This is a genomic window from Halomonas sp. MES3-P3E, from assembly GCF_002836035.1.
In the GTDB taxonomy this organism is placed as follows: Bacteria; Pseudomonadota; Gammaproteobacteria; order Pseudomonadales; family Halomonadaceae; genus Vreelandella; species Vreelandella arctica.
On record NZ_PJBT01000012.1, the window covers coordinates 25,121 to 36,357 of the forward strand.

General features: G+C 55.3%; 10 protein-coding genes, 1 pseudogene and 1 riboswitch. Of the genes and pseudogenes, 4 read left to right on the forward strand and 7 right to left on the reverse strand.

From position 1 onward, the window contains the following. Positions 1-87: 87 nt before the first annotated feature. The 3 genes from CXF87_RS03630 to CXF87_RS03640 all read right to left on the reverse strand — a co-directional run bounded on the left by CXF87_RS03630 (position 88) and on the right by CXF87_RS03640 (position 4,365). Positions 88-1,014, reverse strand: a complete 927-nt coding sequence (locus CXF87_RS03630; RefSeq protein ID WP_101145512.1) for a LysR family transcriptional regulator — start codon at positions 1,012-1,014, stop codon at positions 88-90. 66 nt (positions 1,015-1,080) lie between these two features. Continuing rightward, entirely contained in the window at positions 1,081-2,343 is a 1,263-nt protein-coding gene (locus CXF87_RS03635) for a D-amino acid dehydrogenase (RefSeq protein WP_101145513.1), read from the reverse strand. Between the two features lie 161 nt (positions 2,344-2,504). After that, positions 2,505-2,606: riboswitch (glycine riboswitch) on the reverse strand. Positions 2,607-2,694: 88 nt separating this feature from the next. Continuing rightward, positions 2,695-4,365 carry an isovaleryl-CoA dehydrogenase gene (locus CXF87_RS03640; RefSeq protein WP_101145514.1) on the reverse strand — a complete coding sequence of 557 codons (1,671 nt, stop codon included), beginning with the start codon at positions 4,363-4,365 and terminating at the stop codon, positions 2,695-2,697. Between the two features lie 202 nt (positions 4,366-4,567). Here CXF87_RS03640 and CXF87_RS03645 point away from each other — a divergent pair, with 202 nt between their 5' ends. Next, positions 4,568-4,861: a hypothetical protein gene (locus CXF87_RS03645; protein WP_008959277.1), complete on the forward strand. Its 294-nt coding sequence runs from the start codon at positions 4,568-4,570 to the stop codon at positions 4,859-4,861. Between the two features lie 123 nt (positions 4,862-4,984). Next, the gene (locus CXF87_RS03650; RefSeq protein ID WP_101145515.1) at positions 4,985-5,512 is read left to right on the forward strand and encodes an HPP family protein; all 528 of its coding nucleotides are present in this window, start codon (positions 4,985-4,987) and stop codon (positions 5,510-5,512) included. A 2-nt stretch (positions 5,513-5,514) separates the two neighbouring features. On the opposite strand, the gene CXF87_RS03655 is transcribed toward CXF87_RS03650, so the two are convergent. Further along, positions 5,515-6,087, reverse strand: a complete 573-nt coding sequence (locus CXF87_RS03655) for a gamma-glutamylcyclotransferase (protein WP_101145516.1) — start codon at positions 6,085-6,087, stop codon at positions 5,515-5,517. Positions 6,088-6,217: 130 nt separating this feature from the next. On the opposite strand from CXF87_RS03655, the gene CXF87_RS03660 reads away from it, so the two are divergent. Then, on the forward strand, positions 6,218-7,072 hold the full coding sequence (locus tag CXF87_RS03660) for a sirohydrochlorin chelatase (RefSeq protein WP_101145517.1): 855 nt from the start codon (positions 6,218-6,220) through the stop codon (positions 7,070-7,072). 94 nt (positions 7,073-7,166) lie between these two features. Further along, positions 7,167-8,756, forward strand: coding sequence for an ABC-F family ATPase (locus tag CXF87_RS03665; RefSeq protein WP_101145518.1), 1,590 nt, complete (start codon positions 7,167-7,169; stop codon positions 8,754-8,756). Between the two features lie 6 nt (positions 8,757-8,762). Here the strand turns inward: CXF87_RS03665 and CXF87_RS03670 are convergent, their stop codons facing one another. The 3 genes and pseudogenes from CXF87_RS03670 to CXF87_RS03680 form a co-directional block, all read right to left on the reverse strand. Beyond that, positions 8,763-9,356, reverse strand: coding sequence for a cell division protein ZipA C-terminal FtsZ-binding domain-containing protein (locus CXF87_RS03670; RefSeq protein WP_101145519.1), 594 nt, complete (start codon positions 9,354-9,356; stop codon positions 8,763-8,765). Positions 9,357-9,361: 5 nt separating this feature from the next. Beyond that, a pseudogene (locus tag CXF87_RS03675) lies at positions 9,362-9,850 on the reverse strand (TspO/MBR family protein). 132 nt (positions 9,851-9,982) lie between these two features. Continuing rightward, complete coding sequence (locus CXF87_RS03680; RefSeq protein ID WP_101145520.1) at positions 9,983-11,101, reverse strand: alkene reductase; 1,119 nt, start codon at positions 11,099-11,101, stop codon at positions 9,983-9,985. Positions 11,102-11,237: the final 136 nt, after the last annotated feature.

Below are 11,237 nucleotides of genomic sequence, written 5' to 3' on the forward strand. Positions count from 1 at the left end.
TATGGGCACGTTATTGGATTTATAAGTAGTACCTACTGAAAGATTAGGTATTGAGGTGTTGACTATGCAATACCTGAAGTGTGGCTTTTATTGCAACAGACGTGGCGCATCGGCCGCGAAAAAGCGCATGCCTTTCTGTAGATGAGCAATACAGGTGGTAGATGCGACCGGCAGTTCTTGTCCTTTCAGACTGACAATTTGCGCACGGGTACCATTCATGACCGGATAGTGCATCGGCAGTGTGAAAATTTCGCCACGCTCTATTTCATCCACCACGGTAAGCTCAGGCATGAACGTAACGCCGATGCCTGAACGGACAAAATTCTTCAACACCGATACAGAGTTGGTATGCAGGCGTGCTTCGAGATGAATCCGCTCCTGGTGGGCCACCATGTTGACCATTTGCCGCATACCGAAGGGGTTGTCCATCAATGCAAGGGGCCAACCCTTGAGGTCATGCAATGTCACGGGGTGATCCAGTTCGCTGAGCGGATGATTGGGTGGCACGATGACATCCAGCGGCTGGCGCGTTTCCACGTGGCAGAAAAGCTGCGGGTCTACCGGCGGAGCATAAAGCAGCGCTATATCCACTTCACGATCCTTCAGGAGCGACATCGCCTCGTTAACACCCGCCATTCGGATTTCAACATTAATGCCCGTAAAAGCCGACATGAAAGTGCCTAATGGCGCAGCAATGAGATCTGCGATGAATCCTTCTCCCACGGCTATTCGCACTTCGCCTTTCGTCAGGCTTTGAAGGGCCATGAGCTGAGAGAGCACGGCTTCTTCTGAAGCCCGCTGGGCATGAAAATGGTGCACCAGTAGCTGGCCCGCGGCGGTTGCCCGCATTCCCCTTCCGTGACGCTCGCATAGCTGGGTATCCAACTCTTCTTCCAGCGCTTTTAGTTGGCGACTAACAGCGGAGGCATCCACATTCAGGTGGGCCGCAGCGCGCCTGAGCGAGCCGCGGCGAATCACTTCATTGAGGTAGGTTAATGCACGTTGATTAAGCATAAAACAACCTGTTATTGGGTGCTTTATATCTTACCGGAAGCCTGCCCGGACTTGTCATCGTTGGGTCTAGGTTAGCGGTTGGTTGGCTTGCTGAGTGTGGAGGTTTCTATCCTCCACCGCATCCGCCAGCATATCGGCGGTAATCGCAGAGAGCGTCCAGCCCAGGTGGCCGTGGCCGGTGTTGTAGAACACGGTGGGTAATTTGCCGGGGCCGACCTTAGGCAGCATGTTGGGAAGCATCGGGCGTAGACCTGCCCAGGGCACTACGCGGCGGGTGCTGACGCCGGGGAAGCACTCTTCCACCCAGCGGATCAACGGGCGGATGCGGTTGTCGCGAATATCGCGATTGAAGCCGTTGAATTCGGCGGTTCCCGCGATGCGAAAGCGTTCATCGCCCAGGCGACTGGTCACCAGTTTGGTTTCATCGTCCAGCAGGCTCACGGTGGGGGCGGCCTGCTGAGAGGCGGCATCGTCAAGCTGCACGGTAATGGAGTAGCCTTTGACTGGGTAGATATTGACCCGGTCTCCCAGCTTGGCCGCCAGGGTACGGCTGCCCACCCCGGCGCAGACCACCACGCTATCGAATGTTTCACGCACCGGTTCATCGTCAGCCTCGCCTTCAATAGTGGCGGTGATCCATGCGTGCTGTTCGTCCGCACCGAGATCCTGCACGCTGTGACCATATTTAAGCGTTACGCCGCGGCGCTCGGCGGCTTGTGCCAGGCCGTGGGTAAACTTATGAATATCACCCGTGGCATCGCTTTCGGTGAAGAAGCCACCGTAGTAGTTGCCCGCCAGGGTGGGCTCAATGGTGCGCATCTCATCAGGGCTGACTGCCCGGCGTTCCAGGCCGCCTTTGCTGAGCAGTTGTGAGACTTTGGCGGCGTGGTCATAGCCGGCTTTATCGCGGTAAATATGCAGAATGCCTTTCTGCTTTAAATCAAAATCGATTTGCTCTTCCTGCGTCCACTGAAACAGATGCTCGCGTGCCGCTATGGCTAGCCGTGCGGTTTCGGTAGTGTTGGCAGAGTAGCGGGGAATCGAGGCGATAAATTCGCCAAACCAGCTGAGCTTGTGCCAGCTCGGGCGAGGGTTGACCAGCAGCGGGGCATCGTTTTTGAGCATCCAGCGCATGCCCTTGATCACAGTGGGCCAGTGGTTCCACACTTCGGCATTCGAAGCCGAGAGCTGACCGCCGTTGGCGAACGAGGTCTCCATGGCGGCGTAACGATGCTTTTCAAAGACGGTGACATGATAGCCACGTTTGGCCAGGGCGTAAGCGCTGGTAATGCCGGTGATGCCTCCACCGATAACGGCAATGCGTTGCATGTGTCTCTCCAGATTGTATGAGCGTCGGGAATACCACCTAACGGCGTAGCTGTTGGCGTACCCCTTCCGTCATGGAACCTGAGAGATTCACGCATCCGTTGGGTGCGCTTGCTCCTTCGGTGGGCTGAGTGACGCAGTCATCAGCCGCTCTTCGGAAAGTGATGGTGATAGCGGTCCGGTTGCCTGAGAGTTTCCGGGGCTGTTGCTCCTTCGGCGCTGGCGTCATGGTTTGTTAATGCGCCAAGCTCTCCCGATATCACGTTGCTGCCTATTGTTTTACAGCATTAGTTCTAACGCGATCAGTTTTAGCATGAAAGTCGACCATAGTCGTGAACGCTTATTCCACGGGGCTCACTCCAAGGGCCGGGCACGCTCGATGATCGCCGCGCAATCCAGCCCGGTGGGTAAGGTGCCGGTACTGAGGCTGCTGTGGTCAGCAAGCCGCCCAGCACAGAAGGCATCGGCCACATAAGCGGGAGCGTGCTGTGCCAGCAGCGCGCCTTGTAACGCCAGGGCCATGCCGTCCGCCAGTTGGCGAGCGCGGTATTGGAGCGCTTGGGTATCCTGCATCTGCCGCTGTAATTGGTGGATAAAGCGGTCAAGATGCCCATTGGCGCCCTGTGAAAGGCCGAGTTCGACGAAGTAGGCTTCGAGCACCTCGGGCTGTTTCTCAATCGCGCGCAGGATATCCAGACACTGCACATTTCCACTGCCTTCCCAAATGGCGTTGATGGGCGACTCGCGAAACAGGCGCGCCATGATGTGGGTCTCCATGACGCCGCTTCCGCCAATCACCTCCATTGCCTCGTAAGCGTGGTGGGGCGTGCGCTTGCAGATCCAGTACTTGCCCACAGGGGTGGCGATTCGCGAAAGCAGGCGCTCATGCTCATCGTCTTGATGATCCATGGCGCGGGCCATGCGCAGCATCAGGGTGGTGGCGGCTTCGCTCTCGATGGCTAGGTCGGCAAGCACGTTCAGCATCAGCGGCTGTTCACTGAGACGGGCGCCAAACGCCTGGCGATGGGTCGCGTGATGAATCGCCTGGGCGGTGGCCTGGCGCATACCGGCAGCGGAGCCAATCATGCAGTCGTAGCGGGTCATCGCGACCATCTCAATGATTGTGCGCACCCCACGGCCTTCGTCGCCCACCATCCAGGCAAAGGCACCGCGCAGTTCCGTTTCGCTGGAAGCATTCGCCACGTTGCCCATTTTGCGCTTTAGCTGCTGTATATGGAGCGGGTTCTTGCTGCCGTCGGGCCGCCAGCGTGGCAGCAGAAAGCAGCTCAAGCCGCCTGGCGCCTGGGCGAGTACCAGGAAGGCGTCGCACATCGGTGCCGAGACAAACCACTTATGCCCCACCAGCTCGTAGGCTTCACCTGGCCCAGCTTGGCCAATCGGATAGGCGCGAGTGGTGTTTTGACGTACATCGGAGCCGCCCTGCTTTTCGGTCATTGCCATGCCGATGGTGACGCCCTGTTTCTCAAAATAAGGCACGTTGCGCGGGTCGTAATGGGGCGCGGTGATTTTGTCTCCCCAGCTCTCAAGCAAGCTGGGTTGGTGGCGCAAAGCTGGCAGAGCAGCAAACGTCATGGTGATGGGGCAACCATGGCCCGCTTCTACCTGGGCCTGTAAAAAGTAGTTGGCGGCCCGATTAACATGCGCACCGGGCTGAGGGTTTCGCCAGGGGCTGGCATGCAAGGCGTGCTCTACCGCCGTTTGCATCAGCTGATGGTAGGCAGGGTGGAACTCGATCAGATCAACTCGATGCCCTTGCCGGTCATGGGTGACCAACTGAGGTGCGTAACGATTGGCGTCAAAGCCCAGGGCAATGGCCTCGGTGGACCCCGCCCACTGCCCAAACGACTTGAGAGCGCTATTGTTAGTACCACCTTCGCGTTTAACGCCCTCTTGAAGTGCGCGGTCAGCGGTGTAGCTGTTGTAGTTTTCCAGGGGTGGTGGCTGGTTTACCACCTGATGGGTATTGGCCTGGAGTTTATCGGCAAGTGGATAGTGTTGCGTCATTGGGATCACCGTTGACGTGGCGAACATCTCGTCTAAACGAACGTTTTATAACCTTATAGTAGTTGCATGGCTGAGACGGCGCTAAAAAGATGAGGGTATAAAGTAGGGAGAATTTGTTCTGCTTTGCTCAGCCAGTGTATTTAACCGACAATGCCAAGCTTATCCTTCTCAGCCTTGGGTACTATCAATGCAAGCAAACGCAATGCAGGCAAACGGTTTTTTTGACGAAATAGGCGAGACCATCGGCGAGGCAATCCGCGTGGTGGTTGAGTTCTTATTGGGCATATTTACCAATTTCTTTGGTGCCTTTGGCGATTTTATCGATGGCTTAACCCGTTCTCTGGGTATCAACGATTCTTTCTTTAGCATTGCCGTGCTGGTCGTTGGCCTATTGATTCTGTTTGGCGGTGTGCGTGCATTTCTGCGCGGCTCGCTGATAGGGGGTATATTTCGTACCTTATTGGGGCTGTTTATTCTTTCCTGGCTGATGATGTAAAGGGGGGCTTTACCCTTGAAGTAGCGCCCTTGAGCCAGTTTCATCAAGGGCATGATGGATTGTCATTTGCTTATTTGGTGCATTTTGTCATCATCTGCACTCATTTTGTGCAAAGCGAGTGCAATGAAAACTTATCTAGGCAAGATGCGAGGGCAGCCCATTAAGCGCACCCGAGTGGGTTGGCAGGATGCGGTGTGGTCATGGGTTGGCGCCTTTAGCGGTATGGCGGTTATCTGCTGGTTAAGCTCGGCTTGGCTCTCGCAACAGCTGCTGATTGTAGGCTCCTTCGGGGCGACATCCGTTCTTATCTATGCGGCACCGGAAAGCCCCTTTGCTCAGCCAAGCCATGTGCTGTTTGGCAGCGTGTTATCAGCGGGTATCGGCGTCGCTTGCTACCAGCTGCTGGGGGCGACACCGCTCTCGATGTCTCTGGCTGTATCGCTGTCGATACTTGTTATGCAAATAACCCACACGGTTCACCCACCGGGAGCCGCAGCTGCACTGATTGCAGTAGGCGGCGGGGCTAGCGTTCATCAGTTGGGTTGGTGGTACCCGCTGTTACCGATTGGCGCAGGTAGTGTAGTGATGCTGATCATTGCTATCTTGGTCAATAACCTTGCCCGGCATCGTCGCTATCCACGCTACTGGTAATGTTAAAAGCGGCTGAGTTGATGCTCCAGTGCGAATATATGGGCATCCTCTGCCCCTAGTTCACGTAGAGCGGCAGCCAGATTGACCAGGTACTCACGGTTAGGTCCGCTGGGGCCGTGTGCGTTAGCTATTTGTAACGCTATTTCGTCCAGCGGCGCCTCGCCTAGAAAGGCCGGGTTATCTTCGCTGGCGAGATAAATAAGCCCTTCGCTCTGTTCAGGCGTTTCGCTTCTGACATCGGTAAACGTCAGCGGAACTTTCTCCCGTAGGTAGCCGTTTTTCTCCCGAACATCCAGCGGTGCCAGTACTTCCGGTGTAATCCGGTAGGCCATGCCATGGCACACCGCTCCCTCAGCGGGAATTAAGGTGGCAACCCGTCCCGGTGATTCAAGCGTACCGCGATGGTCATGGGAGCCTTGCCAAAATCGCCGTTCCCAGCCGGTGATAAACGCCGGGCGGTGCTCTATATAGGCAAAGTCCGCCTTCCAGATCAGCGAACCATAGCCAAATAGCCAAATCTCGGCATGGCCATCGAAGAAATTTCTTTTTTGGTTAAGCGCAGTGGTATCAAGCATCGGTATCAGGCAACGTTTTTAAGTCACATTTTTCAAGTAACATGGTGGGCAACGACGGTGTAAAACCACCATCTTAACATGTCATGGATGATCACCTACTTGATCGTCAAGGCCACAACAGGAGGCTGCCATGCGCGCGATTTTTTTGGTCGATAACGGCTCGCTACGAGCGCAGGCAACGCTTAATTTACGTCGCGTGGCGGCGTCGCTTAGTGAGCTTATGGGTGAAACCGTACAGGCGGCCTCACTACTGCACTCCAATAAGATTTCCGTGGAAGAGGTTGATGGCATTCCCGCCACCACGCTTGGCCCCGCCGCTGAACGCAGTGCCGAACAAGGGGCGACAGAGCTCCTGATCCTGCCGTTCTTTTTTGGTCCCAGCAAAGCACTGACCGGCTACCTGCCCGAGCGAATGGCCACGCTGCAAGAGCGCTTTCCCCACGTGAAGGTGCGTGTGGCCCAGCCCTTGGTGGATGAATTGGGGGATAACGACCTGCGCCTAGCCCATTTACTGGCAGATAACGTGCGCGAGAAGCTTCGGCTAGGTACTAAGCCCCATGTGGCGCTGGTCGATCACGGCAGCCCGATTCCTGACGTCACCGCCGTGCGTAACCGCTTAGCGGGGCAGCTTAGTGTGCTGTTAGCCGATGACGTAGCGTGTGTTGCTGCTGCTTCTATGGAACGCCGCGAGGGTGATGAGTACCGTTTTAACGAGCCGCTGCTGGAAAACTTGCTGTTGTCACCCGAGTTCAATGCAGGCCCGGTCATCCTGGCGATGCTGTTTCTTTCGCCGGGTCGCCATGCGGGAGAGGGAGGCGATATCGCTGAAATATGCGCGGCGGCTGAACAGCAGCATCCAGAGCTTTCCGTTACTACGACCAAGCTGGTGGGCGAACATCCAGATATTGTCGATATTCTTGCTACTCGATTGCGCCAAGCGCTTGATGGTGAACGCTTTCTTCTCGATATCCCGGCAATCAACTGAATGCCCTAGCGGATGATGGATGAATGCCTGCCCAATAGCGCGTAGAATCGCGAGCCTTTCGTATTGTAAATAACACGCTAACCGGGCTCCTTTTGTGATCGCAACCGCCAATATCACCATGCAGTTTGGGGCCAAGCCCCTGTTTGAAAATGTCTCCGTTAAATTCAATAACGGCAATCGCTACGGCCTGATTGGCGCGAACGGCTGCGGCAAATCCACCTTTATGAAAATTCTCGGTGGCGATTTGGAGCCCACTTCTGGCCAGGTGATGCTGGATAGCAGTACACGGCTGGGTAAGTTGCGTCAGGATCAATTTGCGTTTGAAAACGAGCGCGTCATCGACACCGTGATCATGGGCAATGTCGAACTCTGGTCGGTGGCTGCCGAGCGCGAGCGTATTTACTCGCTGGCAGAGATGAGCGAAGAGGACGGCATGGCCGTCGCTGATCTAGAAGTGCGCTTCGCCGAGCTGGATGGCTACACCGCCGAGCCCCGCGCCGGCGAATTGCTACTGGGCTTGGGCATCCCCATTGAGCAACACACGGGCCCGATGAGCGAAGTCTCTCCCGGCTGGAAGCTGCGTGTGCTGCTCGCCCAGGCGCTATTCGCTGACCCGGATGTACTATTGCTGGATGAGCCGACCAACCACCTGGATATCAACACCATCCGCTGGCTGGAAGATATTCTCAAAGCGCGCAGCAGCACCATGATCATCATCTCTCACGACCGCCATTTCCTGAATAGCGTCTGCACCCACATGGCGGATCTGGATTACGGCGAAATTACCCTGTTCCCGGGTAACTATGATGACTATATGACCGCCGCTACCGCGGTTCGCGAGCGTCAGCACTCGGATAACGCTAAGAAAAAGGCCCAGATTGCCGAGCTGCAGCAGTTCGTTAGCCGCTTCTCTGCCAACGCCTCGAAGGCCAAACAGGCTACCTCGCGAGCGCGTCAGATCGACAAAATCAAGCTGGAAGATATCAAACCTTCCAGTCGTGTTAGTCCGTTTATTCGTTTTGACCAGGCCAAGAAAATTCACCGTAACGCTGTCAACGTGGATGGCATTACTAAAAGCTATAACGGCGAGAAGCCGCTGTTTGAGCGCCTCTCCATGACCGTGGAAGCCGGCGAGCGTATTGCTATCATCGGCCCCAATGGCATTGGTAAAACCACGCTGCTCAAAACGCTGGCAGGCGAGCTGCACCCGGATGCGGGTGAAGTGAAGTGGACAGAAGCCGCTGATGTCGGGGTTTTCGCCCAAGATCATAGCGATGATTTTGCCGTCGATGCCACGCTGTTTGAGTGGATGTCGAGCTGGACCACCGGCGGCGAGCAGGTTGTTCGGGGCGCGTTAGGGCGGATGCTGTTTTCCAGCGATGATATTGGCAAATCGGTGAAGGTGATTTCCGGTGGCGAGCAGGGGCGCATGCTGTTCGGTAAGTTAATCCTTACTCAGCCCAACGTCATGCTGATGGATGAGCCGACCAACCACCTGGATATGGAGTCTATCGAAGCGTTGAACCTGGCTTTGGAGAACTACCCCGGTACGCTGCTGTTTGTCAGCCACGACCGCGAGTTTGTCTCTTCACTGGCGACGCGCATTATTGATATGCAGCCGGAAGGTATTGTCGATTTCAGCGGCAGTTATGACGACTACCTGCGCAGCCAAGGGGTCGTGTAAACAAGCTTAACCGATGATGCGTTGGTAAGTGGCGTCAGTGGCAGGTTCACGCTCAGCATTGAGCAGCTTGCCCTGAAAAACCTCAGCGGCCTGTTTGGCAAGATCCACAAACACAATCATTTGCTGATTGCGCCGCTTATGCAGCGGGGGTTTTACCAACAGGCTTATGCCTTTTACTTCGTGATTGGAATCACGGTAGAGGTCAGGCATTTCGCCAGGTAGGAAAGCATTGGCTATCGTCACCGGATTGGAAGGTTGTTTGCCCGGCACATGGTAAACTTTGGTTACCGGGTCGTAGATGGCCTCTACCTGGCGTAGCCAATCGGTTAGCTGTTGCGTGGTTTCAGGCGAAGGGTTAGCAAATATCACAAACAAAGAGTGCAGTTTATGCGTTTTTTGAGGCTCTCTTTCGCTAGCCGCTGGTACTGACGTTGGCTCCGGGGCTGGCGCCGCCTGCTTGGTTTCCGTCACAGAAGGGGGCTTTTTTTCTGAACGTTTCCGGCGCTGAGAGAGCATGAAGTAGAAGAATAGCGCCGCTGCGATCAGCCCTAAGAGCAAGGATCCGCCCGCCAACAGGGTCACCATTGATGAATTTTCCATCTCCTCTACCTCCTCGTAGCCTCTTTTGGATTTGGATTGAGCCGCCAAATCGTCGCATTCAATGCCAGCGCCAACGCTACCCACAACCCATAAGGCACCATTAGCCACGCAGCTAGCGTGCTTACTTGGGAAAACAGCGCAATGGCGATAATAATTAATCCTAGTAATACCACAATATCGATCAGTGCGATGGCAATCTGTTTGCGTCCGAAGAACAGCCAGGACCACGCCGCATTGGCGAAAAGTTGTAGCACCTAAACCGCTAAGCTGGCGGTGCGCCACGCCGAGTCATCGGCCATGTAAAGCCGCCACGCAGCGATAGCCATCAATAAATACAGTATGCCCCACGCAATAGGAAAGGCGATATCCGGTGGTGTCCAGGTCGGCTTGCGTAACTCTCGGTACCAGCTATCAGGGCGAAAACGCGCACCGGTACTGGCGGTTAGGCCAACCAGCAAGAGCGACACCAGTAGAGAAAACAAGGAACCAACCATGTATCACCTTTTCGTTAAAACGAAAGAATCAATAGCCTAGCAGCGTTTGATAATAATCAGACATAAAAAAGCATCACCTAAGTGATGCTTTTCTGAGGAAAGGATTCAGCCATGGGCTAAAGTTAGATTAGCTTACCCTTTGCGGTCGTAGCCATTATCCATAAACGGATAATCGGTGTAGCCCTTCTCATCGCCACCGTAGAACGTTTCGTGGTTCGGCTCGGTGAGCGGCGCATTAACACGGAAGCGCTCCGGTAGATCCGGGTTAGCGATGTAAGGGCGGCCAAAGGCGACGGCATCAGTGGAGTTTTCGCTGATGCGTGTCTCGGCGCTTTCGGCATCGTAGTTGCCGCAGTAGATCAGGCTGCCGCTAAAGCGTTCGCGCATCTGCTCGCGGAAACCGTCAGGGAAGGTAATGTCGCCACCGGCCCAGTTGGGTTCATTCAAGTGTAGGTAGGCAAGACCACGCTTGGAAAGCTGCTCGGCCATGTAAAATGCCATTGCTTCCGGCTCATCGTCGGTCAAACCAAATAGCTCAATAAACGGCGTCATACGGATGCCGACTCGGTCTGCACCATAAACCTCAATCACCGCATCAATTACTTCCAGCGGGAAGCGAGCGCGGTTTTCCAGCGAGCCGCCATACTGGTCGGTACGCTTATTGGTGCCGGTCGCCAGGAACTGGTTAAGCAGGTAAGCGTTAGCTGCGTGAACTTCGACCATATCAAAGCCCGCGCGCTTGGCACGCTCGGCCGCTTGGCGATAGTCCTCGACAATACCGGGGATTTCATCGGTTTCCAGCGCACGCGGTGTGCTGGTGGGGTGCTGACCAGCGGTACCGTCTTCAAACTCGACGAAACACTGCGCGCCTTCGCCTTTCAGCGCGCTTGGCGCTACCGGCTGTTGGCCATCGGGTTGAACCATTTCGTGTGAAACGCGCCCAACGTGCCAAAGCTGCAGTGCCATACGACCACCTTTGGCATGTACAGCATCCACGACGTCTTTCCAGCCAGCTTCCTGTTCATCGGTCCAGATGCCTGGCGTATACACATAGCCACGGGCGGTCGCGGAGATATTGGTGGCTTCGCTAATAATCAACCCAGATCCAGCACGTTGCCCATAGTAGGCTTCCTGCATCTTGCCCGGCACGCTATCAGGCGTACGCGCACGAGTCAGCGGCGCCATGATGACGCGGTTAGGAATCGTCAGGCTACCAAGCGATGTAGGGGTAAATAGTGTTTCGAAAGCCATCAAGTAAGCTCCTTTTGAATGCTTCGATAAATAGTACGCCAAACAATAGACCAGTTTACTAGTTAATGCCAGCCATCGTATTTAAGGGGCTGCGATTCTCTATTTAAACTCATTGAAACCAAAACCCCGCTTCTTA